Source organism: Pseudarthrobacter sp. TE3704 (assembly GCF_056279405.1).
Genome location: NZ_JBWCCJ010000004.1, coordinates 553,881 through 574,666, shown reverse-complemented (window position 1 = coordinate 574,666; position 20,786 = coordinate 553,881). Strand labels below are relative to the sequence as shown.

Genomic DNA, 20,786 nt, shown 5'->3' with positions numbered 1-20,786 from the left:
TGGTAGAGCGTTGCCGGAAAATCTGCAGGAGCTGATAGGGCGTTGTCGGGAAACCTGCAGGAGCTGATAGAGCGTCGCAGGAAAACCTGCAGGAGGTGATAGAGCGTCGCCGAAGAGGGGAGCAGGCGGATGGCGAACACGCCCGCCGCTTGACGGCCCCAAACGCTTCCGCATATCCTGAACGAACGGTCGGTAAATAATTCCGCACGTCCCAGAAGGTCATTGCATAGGAGCAACCATGGCAGCGCAGAACCTGCAGTCAGTGCCCGCCGAGCTATCCCCGGAAGCAGAACAAGAGGCCCAGGCCCACTTCGACCGCGTCATGGCCGAGGACTCCCGCATCGAGCCCAAGGACTGGATGCCGGCGGCCTACCGCAAGACCCTGCTCCGCCAGATCAGCCAGCACGCCCACTCTGAGATCATCGGCATGCAGCCCGAGGCCAACTGGATCTCACGGGCCCCCAGCCTCAAGCGCAAGGCCATCCTCATGGCGAAGGTCCAGGACGAGGCCGGCCACGGGCTGTACCTTTACTCCGCCGCCGAAACCCTTGGCCAGACCCGCGACAAGATGATGGACGACCTCATCGCCGGCAAGGCCCGCTACTCCAGCATCTTCAACTACCCCGCGCTCACCTGGGCGGACATGGGCGCCATCGGCTGGCTGGTGGACGGCGCCGCCATCTGCAACCAGGTCCCGCTGTGCCGCGCCTCCTACGGCCCCTACGGGCGCGCCATGGTCCGCATCTGCAAGGAGGAGTCGTTCCACCAGCGCCAGGGCTTCGAGATCCTCCTGGAACTCTCCAACGGCACCCCCGAGCAGAAGCAGATGGCCCAGGACGCCGTGAACCGCTGGTACGCCCCGGCCCTGATGATGTTCGGCCCGCCGGACGACGATTCACCCAACTCCAAGCAGTCCATGGCCTGGAACATCAAGCGCTTCAGCAACGACGAACTCCGCAGCCGCTTCGTGGGCATGATGGTCGAGCAGGTCCGGGTCCTGGGCCTCACGCTCCCGGACAGCCAGGTCCGCTTCAACGAGGACACCAGGAAATGGGAGCACGGCCCGCTGGACTGGCACGAGTTCCAAGAGGTGCTCGCCGGCCGCGGCCCCTGCAACGCCCAGCGCCTGGAGCGCCGGAGGGCAGCGCACGACGACGGCGCCTGGGTCCGTGAGGCAGCAGCGGCCTACGCAGCAAAACAGTCAAAGAAGACGAAGGAATACGCAGCATGAGTCCGCACGGCAACCCGGAAGTCCCCGCAAGCTCGGCCACCGAGATCAACCGCGAAGCACCGAAAGCGTCACCTGCGCCCGAGGAGCACCATGACCGCGGAGCCTGGGGTCTGTGGGAGGTCTTTGTCCGGTCCAGCCGCGGCCTGTCCCACGTGCACGCCGGCAGCCTGCACGCGCCGGATGCCGCCATGGCGCTCCGCAACGCCCGCGACCTCTACACCCGCCGCAACGAGGGCGTCTCCATCTGGGTCGTCCCCGCCGAAGCCATCGCCGCCAGCGATCCCGACTCCAAGGGCTCGTTCTTCGAGTCGCCGCAGGGCAAGGACTACCGGCATGCCACGTACTACACCAAGAGCGAAGGGGTAAAGCACCTGTGAGCACCCCCGGAACGAATACCGACGCAACAGAGACCACAGGCCACGGCGACATCTCCACCGGTGTAGCCGGCAGTGGCGACTCCAACGCCTCCGCCACAAGAATCACCCCCGGAAACGCCCTCCGCCCGGAGGACATCGCCCTCGAGGTCCGCACCGGCCTCGCCAAGCCGTCGGAAGGCGTTGCCGAGTACGCCCTGAGGCTGGGCGACGACGCCCTGATCCTCGCCCAGCGCCTGGGCCACTGGATCTCTCGCGCTCCCGAGCTGGAGGAGGACGTGGCCCTGGGCAACATCGCCCTGGACCAGCTGGGCCACGCCCGGTCCTTCCTCAGCTACGCCGGCGGCGCCTGGGAGAAGAGTGAGGACGACCTCGCCTACTTCCGCCGCGAGCACGAGTTCCGCTCCGTCCAGCTGTTCGAGCAGCCCAACGGGGACTTCGCTGTGACCATCGCGCGGCAGTTCATCGTGAGCTACTACCAGTTCGAGCTCTACCGCCGTCTCACCGAATCATCGGACGCCACGCTCGCAGCCATCGCGGCCAAGGCCGTGAAGGAAGTGGACTACCACCGGGACCACAGCGCCCAGTGGATCCTCCGGCTGGCCGGCGGCACCGAGGAGTCGCGCACCAGGATGATCCACGGCCTGCGCCTGATGTGGCCGTACGTCAACGAACTGTTCCAGGACGATGACCTGACGACCCGCCTCGCGGAGGCGGGCGCCGCCGTCGTGCCTTCCACCCTGCGGGAGGACTTCGACCAGCTGACCGGCGACGTCCTGAAAGAGGCCGAGCTCGAGGTGCCGGACGTCCCGGCAGCGCCCGGCGGCGGACGGCACGGCAAGCACTCGGAGCACCTAGGCTATATCCTGGCCGAGATGCAGGTCCTGGCCCGCGAGTACCCGGGAGCCAAGTGGTGACCGCGGCCATGTACATCTCCGACTTCGAGACCAGGACCCGGACGCCGCGGCAGTCGGCGTGGGACATCGCCGCCACCGTCTGCGATCCGGAGATCCCCGTGCTCACCATCGCGGACCTGGGGATCCTTCGCGACGTGCAGGTGACTGAAGACGACGTAAGAGTCACCATCACCCCCACGTACTCGGGCTGCCCGGCCATGGACGCCATCCGCGACGACCTGCAGAAAGCTTTCAAGCAAGAGGGCTACAGCAACGTCCACGTGGACCTGGTCCTCGCCCCGGCCTGGACCACGGACTGGATGACGGACGAGGGCAAGGCGAAGCTGCGGGAGTACGGCATCGCGCCGCCGTCGGGCAAGGCAGGGCTGGGCCACAACGGCCCCGTCCGCCTGAGCCTGGCCGTCAAGTGCCCGCAGTGCCAAAGCCTGAACACCAGGGAACTCACCCGGTTCGGTTCCACGTCCTGCAAGGCGCTGTATGTGTGCCAGGACTGCCAGGAACCGTTCGACTACTTCAAGGTCCTGTAAGGAAGCCCCATGCCTGTTGTCCGCCAGACCGCCGCCGAATCGGCGCAGGCCGCCGGCCGCCGTCGTCCGTCCTTCCACACGCTCGCCGTCAAGGAGGTGCGCCGGCTCACCGAGGACGCCATCGAGGTCTCCTTCCATGTCCCGGCGGAGCTCGCCGGCCAGTTCGACTACCTGCCCGGCCAGTACGTGGCCCTGCGCACCAAGCTGCCGGATGAGACCGGTGAGCTGCACGAGGTGCGCCGTAGCTACTCCATCTGCGCGGAGCCGCGCAGCTTCGAGGACGGCAGCAGCGAGATCCGGGTCGCCGTGAAGAAGGACCTGGGCGGGCTGTTCTCCACCTGGGCCAACGCCGAGCTGAAGGCGGGGGACACGCTGGACGTCATGAGCCCCATGGGCGCGTTTGTGTCCAAGCACGGCCGGGACGGCTCCACCGTGGAGCAGAACGTCATGAACTCCATGAACCACCCGGAGGACATGGCAGGGGAGCCGGGCAACTTCGTGGCCATCGCGGCGGGCTCAGGCATCACCCCGGTGATCGCGATCGCCCGGACGTTGCTGGCCGCCAGCCCGGACACCCGGTTCGACCTGATCTACGCCAACAAGGCCGCCATGGACGTGATGTTCCTGGAGGAGCTGGCGGACCTGAAGGACAAGTACCCGCAGCGGCTGGCCATCCACCACGTGCTGTCCCGCGAGCAGCGGATCGCGCCGCTGCTGAGCGGCAGGATCGACGGCGGGAAGCTCCAGCAGCTGCTGGGCACCGCCATCCACGCGGACGATGTGGACGAGTGGTTCCTGTGCGGGCCGTTCGAGCTGGTGCAGCTGTGCCGGGACACCCTGGCCGAGCGCGGCGTGAAGCCGGAGAACATCCGGTTCGAGCTGTTCACGTCGGGCAAGCCGGACCGCCCGGAGGGGCACGCCGGCCGGCCCGTGGTGGTGGACGAGTCCAAGGAGACGTACAAGATCACGTTCAAGCTGGACGGCCTGCAGGGGGACGTGGCCAGCCCCACGCACGCCCGCGAGTCCATCCTCAACGCCGCACTGCGGGTCCGCCCGGACGTGCCGTTCGCGTGCGCCGGGGGAGTGTGCGGCACCTGCCGGGCCAAGGTGGTCACCGGCAGCGTGACCATGGACGAAAACTACGCGCTGGAGCAGGATGAGCTGGACAAGGGGTACGTGCTGACCTGCCAGAGCCACCCCACCAGCAAGGAAGTCACCGTCGACTTCGACGTCTAAGTCTTTCCAACCCGTAAGGAGCCCCATGATTTCCCTCTCCATCAGCAACGGCGTCGCCGAGGTTGTCCTGAATGCACCGCACAAGCTGAACTCGCTGGACGAGCAGGCCCTGCAGGATTTAACACAGGCGTACGACGACGCTGCTGCCGCCGCCTTACGCGGTGAGGTGCGGGCGCTGCTGCTGAGGGGAGAGGGCCGCGCCTTCTGCGCTGGCCGGGACATTCAGAACGTGACCCCGGAGAGTGACGACGCCGCCGCGTACCTGGGCGGCCTGGTGGAGCCGCTGCTGAAGAAGATGGCAGCATTCCCGGCCCCGACGTTCGCGGCGGCGCACGGGGCGTGCCTGGGCGTGGGGCTGGGGCTGCTGCTGGCCACGGACGTGGTGTACGTGGCGGACAACGCGAAGTTCGGGTCGCCGTTCGCCAAGCTGGGCGCCACGCTGGATTCCGGCGGGCACTGGTACTTCACGGAGCGGCTGGGAATGCACCGGACGCTGGACCTGATCTACACGGCCGAGCTGATGAGCGGTGCCGAGGCCGTGGCGCAGGGGATGTTCAGCCGGGCGATGCCTGCGGATGAACTTTTGGACAAAACGCGGGACATTGTGTCTCGGGTGGCAGTGGGCGCCACGGGTGCTTTCACGGCCAGCAAAGAGTTGGTGGCGCACATCCGTGACCAGCGCCTGGGCCTGTGGGAGGCCATGCAGGAGGAGAACGCCGAGCAGGCACGGCTCTGCAAAACGCACGACTACGCCGAAGGGTTCAGGGCTTTCCAGGAGAAGCGTGAGCCGAAGTTCAGCGTCCTCGGTGGCTGAGCTGTCGAACCCAGCATGCCAATCGCACCATCCCGGTGACCGAGCCTGCCGAAACTTTCAATTGTCTTTATTCTTCCCGGATTTGTAGGGTTCACCTATGACAACAGGCAAAGCTATTACCAAAGCCGTCATTCCTGCTGCCGGATTGGGAACTCGTTTCCTGCCCGCCACCAAGGCAATGCCGAAGGAAATGTTGCCGGTGGTTGACCGGCCGGCCATCCAGTACGTGGTGGAGGAAGCCATCAACTCGGGCCTCACTGACCTGCTGATGATCACAGGCCGCAACAAGCGTTCCCTGGAGGACCACTTTGACCGTGAGCCGGGGCTGGAACGGGTGCTGGAGGAGAAGGGCGATAAGGACCGGCTGGAGTCGATCCGGTACGCTTCCGAGCTTGGCCCAATCCACTACGTCCGTCAGGGTGAGGCCAAGGGCCTGGGCCACGCGGTGCTCTGCGCCAAGCAGCACGTGGGAGCTGAGCCCTTCGCGGTGCTCCTGGGCGACGACCTTATTGACGAGGCCGAGTCCCTCCTCACCACCATGATCGAGGTGCAGCAGAAGACCGGCGGTTCCGTCATCGCGCTGATTGAGGTTGATCCCTCACAGATCAGCGCTTACGGATGCGCGGACGTCACTGCCGTTGAGGGTGAAGACTACGTGCGCGTCAACAGCCTGGTGGAAAAGCCTGCCGTAGCAGACGCGCCGTCCAACCTGGCTGTCATCGGCCGCTACGTGCTGCACCCGTCCGTGTTCGGCGTCCTGGAGCACACCGCGCCGGGCCGCGGCGGCGAAATTCAGCTGACCGACGCACTGCAGACCCTGGCCGCCGGCGAGGGCTCGGGCGTCTACGGTGTGGTCTTCAAGGGCCGCCGCTTCGACACCGGCGACAAACTCAGCTACCTCAAGGCCGTCATCACACTGGCGTCCGAGCGCGTGGAGTTCGGCGAGGACCTTAAGACTTGGATGAAGGCTTTCGTCAACTAACCCTGAACTTTACCAACCTTCTACAGGTCCGCTGCCGAAAGGTGGCGGGCCTTTAGTTTTCTGAGTGCCCAAGCGGCAAGCAGGACTCCCATGACAGGCCCCTCGTATTTGTCATGAGGATTGGATGGCTAGCAAAACCATTTGTCAAGAACGAGGAGTTGGCCCAGTTTCATGCATCCGGATACGGGCAGTCCAAACGGGCCGATCTGCTCTGCCACCTGTCTTTATCCGGAAAAGCAAGGGAACCTACGAAACCACGGGGCCTAAAATGCGCGACATCTAGGGACGCTTCGACAAACTTGCAATTAAACCAGCGGGGAATGCCGTTGGTGGCGGATGTTCAAGATGTTGGCGCGCTGCTCTGGGTCTGGCTGGTCCATCGGACTGGGTGAGATGGTGCTTAACGTCAATGTCTCCCCATGTCAACAATAGACACCATAACAGGTGGTTTAGTCTGTTCGAGACCCTTAAATGCAAAAGGGTGGGTAGCCTCCTTCTGCAGAGACTACCCACTCCCTAGTGCAAACTTGAATCTTTATGCGGCCGCTTCAGCCCTATTGCGACGGACGAGAATTACACCCGCTGCACCAAGACCAAGAGCTCCCACACCGGCAGCACCCCAAAGGAGCAAGCTGGCATCAGCACCGGTTGCTGCCAAGCTCCCCGTGTCTGAGGAAGTACCCGAGTTGGAAAGTGAAGCCGAGCCAGGCGTGCCGTTGTTTCCACCAGCGTTAGATCCACCTGCGCCACCGTTAGCGAAGCCGGCGGCCACCACAACCCTCACAGGGCCAACGGTGTATCCGGAGTCGCTAGTTGCCGTAAGCAGGTAGGCGCCTTCTTCCTGAATCGTGACCGGCACAGAGAACTTACCTTCACCATCAGCCTGCGTAGTGAAAGCTTGCGCCTCGACAAAGACGCTGATCTTGCTTGAGAACGAAGTGCCGCCCGCGATGTTGGCCCCACTGGCTGCGGGCGCATTGCCGGGTGTAACTCGGATGGTCAGGCGCTGGTTCTGAAAGGGCCCCTGACCGCTAAACGTAAACTGTTCGCCCGGGCCGACAGTTCCGTCGGATACGGCAGCCTGAGGCGGAATGGGCGGATATGCTCCCTGTGCCATGGCAGGCGCAGATCCAATAAGAGCGATTGAGCCCGCAAGCGCAACTGCTGCAAGAGTTTTCTTCATGAGTGTCCCCCCGGAGACGTTATGTTATTCAGTTGACCCGACTGGTGATTTTCCCACTGCAAGAGACCTTTGCAGTTATTTCGGGCTGGAAGTCTCTTGCAACTTATCACCCCTGAAGGCCCGTGAGCAACATCATCGAAATGGTTTACCAACTGTTAAGGAACGTCGACATTCACCGACACTCAGCAATTTCCATGCCTAGTGTCACATCTTTGACATCTTGCACAGTTGGTGTGACGGAAAGCGTGGGCTCCGCATCTTGGACAACCTGGACAAACGTCATCTCGAGATCACTGGACTCACCCGGCGACAGCCTCGTTGTGACTACGCCCACCGGCCGATTTTCGTGAAGATGTGATCCAAAACTAACCGTTGCCCCATTTTGAACCGCTGTATCAACGTGAGACCAAGCGGGGCCGTATACAACGACATTTGTTTGGACTGTTCCGGGCGGTGTCCCGTACCTCCCGTCGCCCGTAATCGACATTGGAAGGTATTGGTCAGCGTCTAGGGGCGCAGTGTTGATGGTGCGCACACGCACTCGGTATTTCATGTACTCGTTGCCAGTGCAGACTTGAACGAGTTGTACAGATCTTTTCATGTAGTAGTCCATTTTGGCGCCAGTGCCGTCGTTGAAGTAGACGCCAAAGGATGCACTGCCCACGCTGACTCCCGAAATGGCGCCTCCGATCTTAGTCGCCTTCAGGATCTCTTGGTCATCTACGTGATCACTCCAAAGATGCACGCGATTCTCTTCAAGACTTCGCGATAACGCTTGCAACAAAGCTGGTCCGGTTGCCTTGCCGGAGACTAAAGCTTGGAAAACTTGCTCTGAAGCCGCGGCAAAGAACTCGTCCTGCAATGCGTTCGTATCCAGGGCCTTGTACACGTCCGACAGTAGTGTTGGAACGACATTCTCCGAGGTCAACTCGGAAGGTAGGTTGGCGGCGGAAAGGCTACTACCGACATTTTCTGTAAGTGCCACAGGGCCGGAGGCTTCAAGGATGTGTCGGAGAACGACGGGGTCGATTGCTACAACACCGTCGATGGAGTCACCATGCCGCGCTTCCCACATCGCTGCAGCTGTTCGTGCTGCTGTCGGAAAGTCCGGTGTAAGGTTCACATCGCTGATGTAGGAACCCAAGCGAGTTGAGTATATGTCGACTTGTGCATCGTCGACTTCGATTGAGGGACTAAATTTTCCAATTGATGAGCCGCTGGACTGCTTCAATAGCTCGATAGATCCGTCATCGACACGAATTAATGCTAGGGCACCGGGAAGTCCCCCCAATGCACGTAACTCGGCATTGTTCTGCACCAGAAATAAGTAGTTCCTGGGCTCATTCGAACCCATCATGGGAGGCAAAACTGTTGCGACATTCGCCGCAGTCGACACTGTGTCTCGGAAACCTTGGAGTTTGAGCGTTACTCGGTCAAGAGGGTCAGCCACCTGTGGAAGCAACTGCGATTTATTGATGGCCTGCAGCCTGGCATGAGTCAAATCCAAGGTGTTCGTTGCTGATTTTATAGCGGGCGCAGAATCTTCGAGCGCACCGACGTCGAGCTTTCCATCGACAGGAGCAAGCCGCTCCCAATTCAGGGATGTGGCGACCTGGAGTAGGGGGCGTGCGGAACCCTGCACCACGTCATCAGCCGCTCGCGCCAGTTCACTAACTGCGGTGAAATTTGCGCCGAGTACTGGGATCGCTCCGGCCAGCTTCCATGCTGGGTCCTCTGATGCCGTACGAGCCGAAGCGGTATGGTGGCTAATCTCATCGATAGTGACGTTCGCGTCACCGTTTTTTTGTGATGCCACATTGGCTTCTAATTGAGGAACGAGGGCTTCCGCTGCGCGTAGTTCTCCAGCTATTTCTTGGGTCTTGTAAGCAAGCCAACCCGAGGCAGCGGCAAGCGACAAAAGCAGGGCTCCTGCGATTATGAAGCCTCGAACGATTCGCCTACGACCCTTGGGAAGATCGATTTTGACGCCCCTGCCTGTCCCGCTGAGTTTTCCGTGGGCGGCGGTTTTCGACGAGATGCGGTGGGTGTTCCCGTTACTTTCGGAGGCATCCGTCTCCCGCTTACCTTGCACTTTGTCCTCTAGTGCCGGCATTGCCCAAGCGGCTTTGCGACCTTTCGGTACCATTCAGGATTTTTTCGAAGCTATCCCGATCAGAAATATCCACCTGATTGAGCTGTGGTGACTGCTTCTTGATTCGAGAAGCAGAAACATCCTGCTGTTCGTAACTGTAGTAGCTGTAGGCGTAAGCATCTGGTCCCTTGGAGGGGAGGCGGTTCAAGATCACACCAAGGAGATCAGCATTTACCATTTCAAGTGCGGCGAGCGACTTTTCCAGATCCTTTGTGCGCACTTTTTGTGAGCCAATGACCAGTACCACGCCTCCCACTTGTTGAGCAAGAACGGCAGCATCTGTGACGGGCAGGAGAGGGGGCGCATCTATAATCACCGCGTCAAACGAAGCTTCAAGGCGGTCGAGGATATCGCGCATCTTGTCGGAACCCAACAGTTCGCTGGGATTGGGTGGAATTTGTCCCGAAGCCAGCACGTAGAGGTTGTCAGTTCCCCAGGGCTGAAGTAGCTCGTCAAGGTCTGCTCCTCCGACTAGCGCCGTTGTCAGTCCTGCCCCACGCTCAAGCCCGAGGTACTCCGCAACCATGGGCCGCCGAAGGTCGGCATCCACCAACGCCACAGTCTGTCCAGCTTGGGCCAGCGCTATCGCCAGATTGGTAGCGGTTGTACTCTTACCCTCGCCCGGAAGCGATGAGGTCATGAGAACCGTCTTTGAGTTACTGCTAACGTGGGCGAACTGAAGGTTCGTTCGCAACTGACGAAACGATTCTGCCCGCGGACTTTGAAATGCAGTCTGCGTCAGAAGCGGCTTCTTGGTAGCGTCATTATCAAAGCTGATCCCCCCGAGTACCGGCGCTTCAGTGATACGACGAAGATCTGCTTCTCCACGAACCCTCGTATCAACTATTGATCTAACGATTACCAAACCGACACCGGCCACCAAACCAAGCATTAGACCCAACAGCACGTTTAGTTTAACGTTTGGTGAAATCGGTGCAGAGGCGGCCACGGCAGGTGTGACTATGGACAGCTTAACTGGCGATACGTCACTGCGGGCGGGCCTTTCCAGGGTGTCCACGGCATCGACAAGACTGCTCCCAACGGCTTGAGCAATCGCGGCAGACTTCACCGGCGATTCATCGACGACTGAAATGGTGATGAGAACCGTCTTGGCATCCGATACAGCAGTAATTTTGCTGGCGAGGGAAGCGGGGGTCTCCCTGAGACCGAGGGAATCGATGACGGGTTGCAGAACGACGGGCGTTGTCACAGTCTCGACATATGACTGCACACGCGCTTGCGTAAAAACGTTTCCTTGCTGAAGTTCGGTTACTGATGACGAATTCTGAAGGGCGACAAACAGCTTGGTTTCCGACTTGTACTTGGGCTGAACAACCAATGAAATTGCCCCTGCCGCAAGCACTCCCAGGAGGACAGCAGTCACAATCACTATCCAGTTTCTTCGGAGCACATGTAGATAATCCTTCAGCTCCAAGAGAGCCCCCCTTTTTGAACATGATGTGACGACACAGATTTGCCCATACTACCTGCAAATCCAGTCCGTTCGAGGGCGGTGCGACCATGCAGGCCTAGCGACAGCACTCCGAGCGCAGAATGGCTGTCGGTGAGGACGGCGGCAAAGCTGCACGAGGCCCGAGGGGTCCACCCAGATGCGGAGGGTTGTGATGAGAGTCGGACCCAACATTGATCAGGTATTCTGAGCTTCGACATTAGCCATCTGGCTACGTAATGGTTTAGCCATGGCTCTAATGGCTGAGATGTGCGCTGACTTGGGGGGGGCCGCAGATGCAGTACTGCCTGCGTAGAAATCGCTATCGCGAGCCGGCGCCTGAGTGGAGCACCTCGACAAGAGCGCCGAAGTCTAAGACGATACGCGTAATAATTGGCGCCTAAAGTGACCGCAGCACTGACACTTGTTCGAGCAGTGAGCTAGTAATGGGTTTCAGGCCCGGCAACAACATTTATGGGGAAGAACAGGTAATGACACCGAAGCAAGTGACGCGCGACGAGCCAGAAGGGGCCGTTCGATTAGCGTACCGGGTCCTACAATTTGCTGTCGACGCGGAAGCGTGGGTCATAGCGATTACGCTGGCCGTACTGTTCCGATTTGACTTCGTGGCAGGAAGGATTAGTTGGTTTGACCTGGGCGTGCTTGCCGTTTTAGCAATAGCTTTGCAAGCAGCCTTCGGCTGGTTTTTTGCGCTGTACCGGGGACGGCACCAGCAAGGCGCTTTTCATGAAGCCCAAACGCTTCTCGGGACTGTAGCGCTGGTCGCGATAGTTCTACTGGCTGTTAATATCTTTCTTCTCGGACCCAGCGGATTGCCGAGAAGTGCGACTCTGATCGCCCTTCCCATCGCCTTCCTCATCATGGGCGGTAGCCGATACTTGCAGAGACTACTCAATGAACGTAGAGCTAAGCCTCGCGATTCAGCTCAGAGGACGCTCATATACGGTGCCGGCCAGACAGGCGCCTACCTGGTCAAGCGGATGCTTAGCGAGCCAGGGTCCACATATGTTCCGGTTGGTCTCATTGACGACGATCCCTACAAACGTCATCTGCGCCTTTCTAACGTTCCAGTTTTGGGGCGTGGCACCGAACTTGTGGAACTTGCTGCTAAGACGGGTGCTTCTGCAGTGGTGCTGTGCATAACGCGAGCAGATGCTGAATTCATTCGCAGCGTTTCTGATCGTGCCGACAAGGCTGGAATCCGAATGATGGTGCTTCCGCTCTTGTCGCAAATATTGGAAGGCGGCATGAACCTCGCCGACCTGCGTGATGTCGCCATTGAGGACCTAATCGGCAGACATCCCGTCGATACTGCCGTGGAATCAATTGCCGGATATATCGAAGGTAAACGAGTACTGGTTACAGGCGCCGGAGGATCGATCGGTGCTGAACTGTGCAGACAGCTTTCCGGCTACTCGCCTCGAGAGTTGATCATGCTGGATCGCGATGAGTCTGGGCTGCATGGCGTACAGATGTCGATTTCTGGTCACGGTCTTCTTGACAGCGACGACGTCGTTTTGGCTGACATTCGGGATGAGGCTGCTCTTCAAGCCATTTTTGAAGATCGTCGTCCCCAGGTGGTGTTCCACGCTGCCGCCCTCAAGCATCTGCCTATGTTGGAACAGTATCCAGAAGAAGCCTGGAAAACTAACGTCCTTGGCACGTTGAATGTGCTACAAGCGTCGCGACGTTCCGGAGTAGAGACGTTTATCAATATCTCCACGGACAAGGCCGCTAATCCGATAAGTATCTTGGGTCATTCCAAGCGGGTGGCTGAAAAGCTGACGTCATGGGCAGCAGATGTTACTGAGGGGACATACCTGTCTGTTCGCTTCGGAAACGTAATAGGCAGCAGGGGATCCATGCTCCCGACTTTCATCGCACAGATTGAGGCCGGGGGTCCCGTCACTGTTACCGATCCAGAGGTCACCCGCTACTTTATGACGATTCCGGAAGCGTGCCAGCTTGTAATCCAAGCGGGGGCCATTGGTCGCCCGCGTGAAGTCCTGATCCTCGATATGGGTAGGGCAGTCAAGATCCTGGACATTGCAAAACGCATGATCGCCAAGTCCGGCCGCTCAATCGATATCGTTTTCACGGGGCTCAGGGAGGGGGAGAAGCTGCATGAGGAGCTTATTGGAGTTACGGAGCAGGACGAGCGTCCGTTCCATCCGCAGATCACCCATAATATCGTCCCCCCGCTCCATCCCGCGGAATTGGACCAGCACAGATGGCAGAGTCAGAGATCGACTACAGGAGAAGCGCATAAGCCTTACTCCGCAGCTTCATTGGAGGAATCCAAGTGAACGAGAGAATCTACATGTCCGCCCCCGACGTAGGGGACCTTGAGGAATCCTTTGTTGTGAGTGCCCTGCGCTCTGGCTGGATAGCACCGCTTGGACCTGACGTAGACAAATTTGAACAAGAAATGGCAGCTCGTTTAGGCCGGGAACACGCAGTTGCGCTGAGCTCGGGTACGGCCGCCCTCCACTTGGCGATGTTAGCCAAGGGCATTGGCCCAGGAAGCGTAGTTCTCACCTCATCTATGACGTTCGCTGCCACGGCAAACGCCATAACCTACACGGGGGCGGAACCATTTTTTGTCGATTGCCTTCCCGACACAGGAAATATCGACCCAGCCTTGCTGGCGGAGGCACTGGCAATGCTTACTACAGCGGGTGACAAAGTTGCAGGAATTGTCCCTGTCGATTTGCTTGGTAAAGCCGTCGATTACACTGCGATTCAATCGTTGTCGGAAGAATATAACGTTCCATTGATCGCAGATGCAGCGGAGTCTCTCGGCGCGGTACATGGATCTCGGCCGGCAGGAGCTTGGGGCGATGCCGCCGCAATTTCCTTCAACGGCAATAAGATCATGACCACCTCAGGCGGTGGGATGCTGATGACGGACGACGCGGAAACTGCCTCACACGTAAGATATTTAGCTACCCAAGCACGGCAACCTGCCGTCCATTATGAACACGTCGACATCGGTTATAACTATCGACTGAGCAATCTTTTAGCCGCATTAGGCCGTGCCCAACTGTCGCGACTCGATGACATGATAGCGCGTCGAAGAGAGCACCGTGCTTTCTACAGAAACTTCGTATCGGAATATAAGGGAATATCAATTCTGGGTGGTGAAGATGATAAGGATGACAATTGCTGGCTCACTTCACTTGTCATCGACCCGGAGGTGTCCGGATTCGATGCTTCGGAGCTAATCGCGGAATTGTCTGCTCACAATATCGAAAGCAGGCCTGTGTGGAAGCCAATGCACATGCAGCCGGTCTTCCAAAAGGCACGTTCCCTTGTCAACGGCACGTCTGAAACTCTCTTTCGTCAAGGTATTACGCTACCAAGCGGATCTGGACTAACGCGTGATCAGCTCAACCGCGTCGCGGACGTCATCACCAACTTCGTATATAAGAGTCATTTAGCCGCTTCATAGGGTGACGTTCGTTGAGAATCCGAACTTTAGGTTCTGGCTTGTATCCCTTGTAAGCGATGTCCTGTAGTTTTTCCTTGCGGAATCAGATTGAGATTGGAATATTGAGCATGGCGAATGCGCAAATCAAGAAAGTTGTCGTTGTTGGACAAGGCTATGTCGGTCTGCCGGTAGCCATGCGCGCTGTAGAGGTCGGCTATTCTGTTGTCGGTATTGATGTTGACAAACGGCGCATAGATGACCTTGTTAATGGCGAGTCATACGTGGGGGACATCTCGAATGAAGAATTACGAACAGCTTTGCGGTCCGGCCGCTATACAGCGTCCCTCGACTATGCAGACGCGGCCGGCTTCGACGTTGCTGTCATAACGGTACCCACACCATTACGCGAAAGCGTGCCGGACCTGAGGTTTATCGAAGAGTCCGCGCGATCATTGTCAGCACACCTGAAACCGGGCGCGACTGTTGTTTTGGAGTCAACTACCTACCCGGGAACGACGGAAGAGCTTTTAGTACCAATTCTTGAAGAGGGCTCTGGTCTTAGTAGCGTGCATGATTTCCACGTTGGATATAGTCCGGAGAGAATTGATCCAGGAAATAAAAAGTGGGGCTTTGTCGAGACTCCGAAGGTTGTCTCGGGCCTGAATGAAGCGTCTTTGTTTCACGTAAAGGAGTTTTATGACTCAATTGTTGACATTACCGTACCGGTGTCGACTCCTAAGGAGGCGGAGTTGGCAAAGCTGCTCGAAAACACCTTCCGTCACGTCAACATCGCACTCGTCAACGAGCTAGCGATATTCGGGAACCAGTTGGGCGTGAATGTCTGGGAAGCAATTGAGGCTGCCAGTAGCAAGCCCTTTGGGTTCATGAAGTTCACTCCGGGACCTGGCGTTGGAGGTCACTGCCTGCCCGTCGATCCGAGCTACCTTTCGTGGCAGGTGAGGAGGAAATTGGGCCAGAACTTCCGCTTCGTTGAACTGGCCAATGATATAAACGATCACATGCCGGACTATGTCCTCCAGCGGCTGATGATGATGCTTAATAAAGCAAAGGTAGCGCTATCAGGCTCTCGTATCCTGTTAGTCGGATTGGCCTACAAAAAGAATTCCAGTGATATACGAGAATCACCGTCACTTCGGTTGATAGAACTACTGCAGGAGGCTGGGGCTGAAGTCCTAGCCGTGGACAACCATGTCGAGGCTTATCGCTGGCCCGACAATGTCGCCAAAGTTCAGCTCGATAGGGAAGTCCTTGAATCTGTCCAAGCTACCGTTCTAATCACTGATCACGACGACCTTGACTACAGCCTGTTTGAATCAACCGAAGCAGCAGTCCTGGATACTCGAAATACTTTGAAGGGTGCTCAAGTTGAGGTTCTTTAGTAGGGTCTCATCTGTCGGGATAAGGACAGCAAGTTGAAAGTCGTTTATCTTCATCAGTATTTCAATACGGCCGATGCAGCTGGTGGAACTCGCTCCTACGAGTTCGCGCGAAGGCTTGTAGGGCGAGGACATGAAGTTCACGTAGTGACGTCGAGTCGAAGCGACGGTCGACGTGATCGCATTTGGCGAGTCACCAATGTTGAAGGCATAAATATTCATGCCATTTCACAACCTTATGACAACGCGATGGGACCGCGGGAACGGCTAAGTGCCTTTCTTCGATTCGCTGTATATTCTGCTATCCGTGCCAGATCTCTGCGAGGAGATATTGTCTTCGCCACGAGCACTCCGTTGACGATTGCGCTTCCAGCCATCATGGCTACACTGGGTCGAAAGAGTCCCTTCGTGATGGAAGTTCGGGATCTCTGGCCTTCAGTCCCAATTGCCCTGGGCTACCTTCGTAATCCTGTAGCCAGATTACTGGCTAAGATGCTCGAACGATTTGCTTATGCGAACGCCTCCCGTATCATCGCGCTTTCTCAGGGAATGGCAGATGGCGTTGCCTCCGCGGGTTTCGACGTAAGTAAGATATCCGTGATTCCTAACTTGAGCGACACAAAAAGGTTCCAATGTGCGCCAGACGCTGAGGCATTCTATAGAAAGCATCCGCAACTGGCCGGACGTCCGTTTATCGTCTACACCGGCACTTTCGGTCACGTAAATGGCGTTGAGTACATGGCGGACTTGGCGCGGGCCTATCACGCTCTCGACCCAAATCTCGCTTTTGTTGCCATTGGTGATGGCGGTCGTAAAAGCGCAGTCGCTGCTTATGCAAATAGCATCGGCGTGCTTGATAGGAACTTTTTCTTACTTGACCCTGTTCCAAAAAAGGAGCTTCCAGGCATACTGGCGGCAAGTCTGGCCTGTTGCTCCTGGGTGATCCCGGTGGTGGAGTTGGAAGCGAACTCGGCCAATAAGCTGTTCGACGCGTTTGCGGCTGGCCGGCCCATGCTAATCAATCACGGCGGCTGGCAGAGCGATTTGTTGACAACTACGGGAGCAGGGCTTGAACTCAGTGGCTCTAGTCCGGAGCATGCCGCAGAGTGGCTGTACAAGCATGCCTCGGACGACGCATGGCTGATGAGGGCACGCGAGGCCTCGAAAGAACTGGGGGTATCCCGCTTTGAAGTTGAGCAATTGTTTGGGGAGTTTGAGCAAGTTCTGTTGACTGCTTAATCATCCATGAGTGATACCGGCGTGTCATTTGCCGCATATTCTTCTGCAAGGAACGGGATAAGTGGGTGCCTGTATGCCTGATGTGAAACGACGAGAATCCGAAAAGGCACTTGCACCGCGGACGTTAGCTATTTATGGGCTGGCAAAAGTTCTGCCAGGACTTTTGATGTTTGTGTCGGTACCCATCTGGATCCGGTTGTATGGAACCGCAAACTACGGGGTATTTGCCGTTGTCTGGGGAACAGTTCTCTTTTCCTCATCTCTGGGCACAGGTTGGCTGAGGCAAGCTATATTGAAGTTTGCTGGCAGCCCGATAAATCGGCTAACTAACATTGCTTCTCTTTGGATAGTCCTCTCTGTCCTTCTCTGCGGCATTCCGTCGGGCATCGTCGTGTGGGTTCTACAAGGTGACCAGTCGTCGCAAGCCTCTTGGGCTCTGGGATTTTCTGCTGTTGGTTTCGCGATTGTAAGCGCGATTTACTACATTGCTCTCGCAGTTGCCCAGCGTGACCAGCGAGCAGGAGCCTTTACACTGGCAGAAGGGCTACGAGCGGCTGCAACGCTGGCATCAAGTCTGCTGCTTCCAATTCTCGTAGGCAACTACTCGGGGACGACCCTGGTTCTAGCAAATTTGATCGGGACGATTGTTGGCTGCTCTGTATTATTCAGGCGCAGCAGTTTGGTAGTGCCCCGGCGTCGCCGGTCTTCTTCTAGAGTCCTACGAGCATTCTGGGCCTTCGGCTGGCCGATGGGGATTTGGCAAGCAATTGCGGCAGCAACTCTCTATACGGATCGGTTCTTCATTACCATGATTCTGGGACCTACCGCAGCCGGCACCTATGCGGCCTTGGCTGATTTGCTGGTCCGAGGGTTCACCATCTTGTCCTACCCGATCATTGTGGCGAGCCACCCGGTGATCATGAGAGCGTGGAACAAAAAAGACCATGCAACGGCCATCAATGTGTCACGTGTCTGGACTGCGCGGTTGTCCGTCATTCTTCTAATGGGAGTCTTTATTGGGAGCCTCGCTTGCATATTTTTGGGAGAATTAGTACTTGGCATAAGCGTAAGCAATTCTCCGACACTCTGGTTGATAGCCCTGGGCGCTGGATGCTGGCAATTGTCGTTGATGACTCATAAGGGCCTTGAAATGGTTGGACGTCCACGTCTAATGCTGCTTGTCCTTGCCATACTGATTGCGGTAACCCTTCCGATTAATGCATTATTGATTCCGCTTTGGGGCACAGTTGTTGCGGCTGGTAGTTTTGCATTCTCGTCTCTCACGTATTGCATTATTACCTATTTTCTGTCGCGCAGGAGCCTGCGCTCTTATCAAGCCAAGGAGATCACACTTTGAATGAAGTTTGTTTTATTGCAGTTTCGTATTTCGGTAGTTCAGATCTATCTGCCTACGTGGAGTCATTCTTGGCTCAGTCCGATCCCAGGTGGCAACTAAAAGTAGTAGACAATTCACAAGACAGTTCTGAGCACGAGCGTCTGCAGCTCATCGCCGCCGCTGACCCGCGCATCGAGGTATGGGCAACCGATGATAATTTGGGTTATTTTGGTGCGGCAGAATGGGCGCGCCAGCGATTAGAAGCTAGTCGCTTTGACTGGATCTGTGTTACCAATACGGACGTGGTCCTGGACGGTGGAAACTTCATCAAGTCGTTGATGCTACTGTCTGGTTCGGATATGAGCATCCTGGCGCCTTCGATATATGGCTCAAGATCCCGCACTGCGTTAAATCCCTACATGTATACTCGGCCCACTTTGTGGAAGTCTAGGATGCGGCGACTTTTGTTCTGGAACGCTGCAACCGCGCAAGCCACGATTCTGATCTCACACATGCGACGTAAGATTGGAAAATCTGCTCCTGGCCCTACGTCTGATGTCGATATATATGCCGCTCACGGATGCTTTATGATTTTCGGTACGAGATTTTTCACCGCCGGTGGGACTTTTAGACACAGTTCATTTCTTTTCGGTGAAGAACTTACTGTCGCTGAGTTTTGCCGCTTGAACGGCCTACGAACAACCTATGTGCCGTCGCTAATGGTGAAACACACCGAACACGCAAACACCGGAATCCTCCGCTCGCCGGTTGTCTTGCGATCTCAAGTAACGGCTGCGAGGAATGCCCTTGCTCTAATTTCGGGAAAGTCACTGGCAGCTAAAAATCGTTAGCTCTCCACCGTTCGTGGGGAAGGAGTACTTGGGATGAACGTCATGCCGCCGTCGGAGGCACCTCTCAAGAGAATATCCGATTTGTAATTGGCAGGGGTGCGGTAGCCTCGCGCAGTGCGTCTGATGTTCTTGATCGCTGTGTTGTTGGCCTTGACCTTGCCTGTCGTGGCACCAGTGATGATCAGCACCTCGATCTCTTTCCAGCATCAGCAGATGGTGCCGTAGAGCCGGTTGGTTTCCGGCCGTTCGGCCGCCGTACCAGCTCCTCGAGTGCCTTCACGGCCGCCGCGGCGTCGTCCAGTGAGCCGGTTGGGAGCAGGGCCGAGGAGTTGTTTCGTGCCTTTCCAGACGGCCTAGAAGGTGCCGGTGGGATCGTCGAGGGCGAACACTTCCTGGAGTCGGAAGGCGGCCCGGCAGCTGAGTGTGTCGTCGCCGCGCAGCAGGAGCATGCGGTGAGTCCAGCCCTTGTCGATGGCCCGGCCGCGGCGGCCCTTGAGCTGTTGGGAGAGGTTCTGCCGGGTCTCGCTCATTGCTTGGTTGGCCAGCGAGATCAGGTGGAAATGATCGACAGCGACCGCGGTGCGGGGCAGCCACATCCGCAAGGCTTTACGGAACGCCGCCGAGGGATCGATCGCGACGACCTGCACGGACAGGCGCCATTTCAGTGACCAGGCGAACAGCCGGTCCCGACACCCTTGTATTCGCGGCCGTCGACCACGCCCAGGATCTGTCCAGCGTCCAGATCCACCGGTGGTTGTCATCCACGGCTCGAATCGCGTGCACCCCTTAGTTGACGGGTCCTGAAATTAGCGCAAGGACGGGAACCGGTGCGCAACATGCTCAGCCTCCGCGGCTGAGCTTGTCCACGTCGGGCAGCTGCAGCAGGTAGGCCTGGCTCACCGCTGCCCGGACCATCCACCAGCGCACGGTGAAGCCGGCAGGGGTCTCCGATACGGCTCGAGCGGATGACCGCGTTCACGAGCTGGTCCCGCAGCCTGGCCGTGGAGCGGGCACGGCGCGGCACAGGCGGGGTGATTCATAAAACGTCGGCCGGTCGCACACGACATCTTCGCCATACCAGCGGTACCTGGACCAGAGCAAGTCCACCGGCGCGGCGACGGGAATATCGCGGAGTCGTTGAAGGCGACGTCCTTTCCCCGGGACGCAATGACCCCGCAGCTCGAGCAGCCCGGAAGCTGCTCGGTTTCGACAATCACCTGCCGCAGGCCGGCAATAACAGCGGTGGGAACCACATGCTAGCCGGACAGGTTGAAGGAGAATGCTAGCAGCGTCAGCTGAGACCCCGGTAGGCTCGATCAAGGCTCGTGGTCCTGTCCAGGAAGAATGCTTAGACACACTCATTCCAGCAGGGCCACGGGCCCCCTTGTCTTCAACGACACGAACTCATTTCCCCAGCAGCCACGAAGAGCCCGTTAACTCCTTAAGGCGTAGACGCAAAGAAGTTAGCCGACTGTCAGTAGCTCCTTCCGATATGCTTGCTTTTGATCTGCCTAGGCAGCATTTATTGCTATTTCAGTTTTTTGCCGATTGTCGGAGAGGCAATGGGTGCCACGCGCCCGACTCCAAGATCTCGTAGTTCAGCCTTCGTGGGCTGATGGCAAGGGATCGGGACCGGCCCTCGGGCT

General features: G+C 57.8%; 18 protein-coding genes. 13 read left to right on the top strand and 5 right to left on the bottom strand.

The window, feature by feature from the left end:
• The first annotated feature begins 238 nt into the window (after nt 1-238).
• The 7 genes from paaA (at nt 239) to galU (ending at nt 6,081) form a co-directional block, all read left to right on the top strand.
• The gene (gene paaA, locus ACZ9BC_RS13795) at nt 239-1,231 is read left to right on the top strand and encodes a 1,2-phenylacetyl-CoA epoxidase subunit PaaA (RefSeq protein WP_476246393.1); all 993 of its coding nucleotides are present in this window, start codon (nt 239-241) and stop codon (nt 1,229-1,231) included.
• Nucleotides 1,228-1,608, top strand: coding sequence for a 1,2-phenylacetyl-CoA epoxidase subunit PaaB (gene paaB / locus ACZ9BC_RS13790; RefSeq protein ID WP_115525334.1), 381 nt, complete (start codon nt 1,228-1,230; stop codon nt 1,606-1,608). The genes paaA and paaB overlap by 4 nt, the downstream gene beginning before the upstream one ends.
• Nucleotides 1,605-2,522 carry a 1,2-phenylacetyl-CoA epoxidase subunit PaaC gene (gene paaC / locus ACZ9BC_RS13785; RefSeq protein WP_476246392.1) on the top strand — a complete coding sequence of 306 codons (918 nt, stop codon included), beginning with the start codon at nt 1,605-1,607 and terminating at the stop codon, nt 2,520-2,522. Before paaB ends, paaC begins: the two co-directional genes overlap by 4 nt.
• Nucleotides 2,523-2,530: 8 nt before the next feature.
• Nucleotides 2,531-3,049 (top strand): 1,2-phenylacetyl-CoA epoxidase subunit PaaD, encoded by a 519-nt coding sequence (paaD, locus tag ACZ9BC_RS13780; protein WP_476246501.1) that lies wholly within the window; start codon nt 2,531-2,533, stop codon nt 3,047-3,049.
• A gap of 9 nt (nt 3,050-3,058) precedes the next feature.
• Nucleotides 3,059-4,285 carry a 1,2-phenylacetyl-CoA epoxidase subunit PaaE gene (gene paaE / locus ACZ9BC_RS13775; protein ID WP_476246391.1) on the top strand — a complete coding sequence of 409 codons (1,227 nt, stop codon included), beginning with the start codon at nt 3,059-3,061 and terminating at the stop codon, nt 4,283-4,285.
• Nucleotides 4,286-4,310: 25 nt separating this feature from the next.
• A complete protein-coding gene (locus tag ACZ9BC_RS13770) occupies nt 4,311-5,099 on the top strand; it encodes an enoyl-CoA hydratase/isomerase family protein (RefSeq protein WP_476246390.1) in 789 nt (262 codons plus the stop codon).
• A gap of 97 nt (nt 5,100-5,196) precedes the next feature.
• Nucleotides 5,197-6,081: a UTP--glucose-1-phosphate uridylyltransferase GalU gene (gene galU, locus ACZ9BC_RS13765; RefSeq protein ID WP_476246389.1), complete on the top strand. Its 885-nt coding sequence runs from the start codon at nt 5,197-5,199 to the stop codon at nt 6,079-6,081.
• 535 nt (nt 6,082-6,616) lie between these two features.
• On the opposite strand, the gene ACZ9BC_RS13760 is transcribed toward galU, so the two are convergent.
• The 3 genes from ACZ9BC_RS13760 to ACZ9BC_RS13750 all read right to left on the bottom strand — a co-directional run bounded on the left by ACZ9BC_RS13760 (nt 6,617) and on the right by ACZ9BC_RS13750 (nt 10,851).
• On the bottom strand, nt 6,617-7,264 hold the full coding sequence (locus ACZ9BC_RS13760; protein ID WP_476246388.1) for an LPXTG cell wall anchor domain-containing protein: 648 nt from the start codon (nt 7,262-7,264) through the stop codon (nt 6,617-6,619).
• 172 nt (nt 7,265-7,436) lie between these two features.
• Nucleotides 7,437-9,377 carry a DUF4012 domain-containing protein gene (locus ACZ9BC_RS13755; protein ID WP_476246387.1) on the bottom strand — a complete coding sequence of 647 codons (1,941 nt, stop codon included), beginning with the start codon at nt 9,375-9,377 and terminating at the stop codon, nt 7,437-7,439.
• Entirely contained in the window at nt 9,346-10,851 is a 1,506-nt protein-coding gene (locus ACZ9BC_RS13750; RefSeq protein ID WP_476246386.1) for a tyrosine-protein kinase domain-containing protein, read from the bottom strand. The genes ACZ9BC_RS13755 and ACZ9BC_RS13750 overlap by 32 nt, the downstream gene beginning before the upstream one ends.
• A 506-nt stretch (nt 10,852-11,357) precedes the next feature.
• On the opposite strand from ACZ9BC_RS13750, the gene ACZ9BC_RS13745 reads away from it, so the two are divergent.
• From ACZ9BC_RS13745 to ACZ9BC_RS13720, 6 genes are all read left to right on the top strand, one after another.
• Nucleotides 11,358-13,193: a polysaccharide biosynthesis protein gene (locus ACZ9BC_RS13745; protein ID WP_476246385.1), complete on the top strand. Its 1,836-nt coding sequence runs from the start codon at nt 11,358-11,360 to the stop codon at nt 13,191-13,193.
• On the top strand, nt 13,190-14,338 hold the full coding sequence (locus ACZ9BC_RS13740; RefSeq protein WP_476246384.1) for a DegT/DnrJ/EryC1/StrS family aminotransferase: 1,149 nt from the start codon (nt 13,190-13,192) through the stop codon (nt 14,336-14,338). The genes ACZ9BC_RS13745 and ACZ9BC_RS13740 overlap by 4 nt, the downstream gene beginning before the upstream one ends.
• 107 nt (nt 14,339-14,445) lie before the next feature.
• Nucleotides 14,446-15,717: a nucleotide sugar dehydrogenase gene (locus ACZ9BC_RS13735; protein WP_476246383.1), complete on the top strand. Its 1,272-nt coding sequence runs from the start codon at nt 14,446-14,448 to the stop codon at nt 15,715-15,717.
• A 33-nt stretch (nt 15,718-15,750) separates the two neighbouring features.
• Entirely contained in the window at nt 15,751-16,953 is a 1,203-nt protein-coding gene (locus ACZ9BC_RS13730) for a glycosyltransferase family 4 protein (protein ID WP_476246382.1), read from the top strand.
• Nucleotides 16,954-17,026: 73 nt separating this feature from the next.
• Nucleotides 17,027-18,310: a lipopolysaccharide biosynthesis protein gene (locus tag ACZ9BC_RS13725; RefSeq protein ID WP_476246381.1), complete on the top strand. Its 1,284-nt coding sequence runs from the start codon at nt 17,027-17,029 to the stop codon at nt 18,308-18,310.
• Nucleotides 18,307-19,140 carry a glycosyltransferase gene (locus ACZ9BC_RS13720; RefSeq protein ID WP_476246380.1) on the top strand — a complete coding sequence of 278 codons (834 nt, stop codon included), beginning with the start codon at nt 18,307-18,309 and terminating at the stop codon, nt 19,138-19,140. Before ACZ9BC_RS13725 ends, ACZ9BC_RS13720 begins: the two co-directional genes overlap by 4 nt.
• Here ACZ9BC_RS13720 and ACZ9BC_RS13715 read toward each other — a convergent pair.
• Both ACZ9BC_RS13715 and ACZ9BC_RS13710 read right to left on the bottom strand, forming a co-directional pair.
• Nucleotides 19,137-19,328 carry a transposase gene (locus ACZ9BC_RS13715; protein ID WP_476246379.1) on the bottom strand — a complete coding sequence of 64 codons (192 nt, stop codon included), beginning with the start codon at nt 19,326-19,328 and terminating at the stop codon, nt 19,137-19,139. The genes ACZ9BC_RS13720 and ACZ9BC_RS13715 overlap by 4 nt on opposite strands.
• A gap of 165 nt (nt 19,329-19,493) precedes the next feature.
• Nucleotides 19,494-19,787: a transposase gene (locus ACZ9BC_RS13710; RefSeq protein ID WP_476246378.1), complete on the bottom strand. Its 294-nt coding sequence runs from the start codon at nt 19,785-19,787 to the stop codon at nt 19,494-19,496.
• Nucleotides 19,788-20,786: the final 999 nt, after the last annotated feature.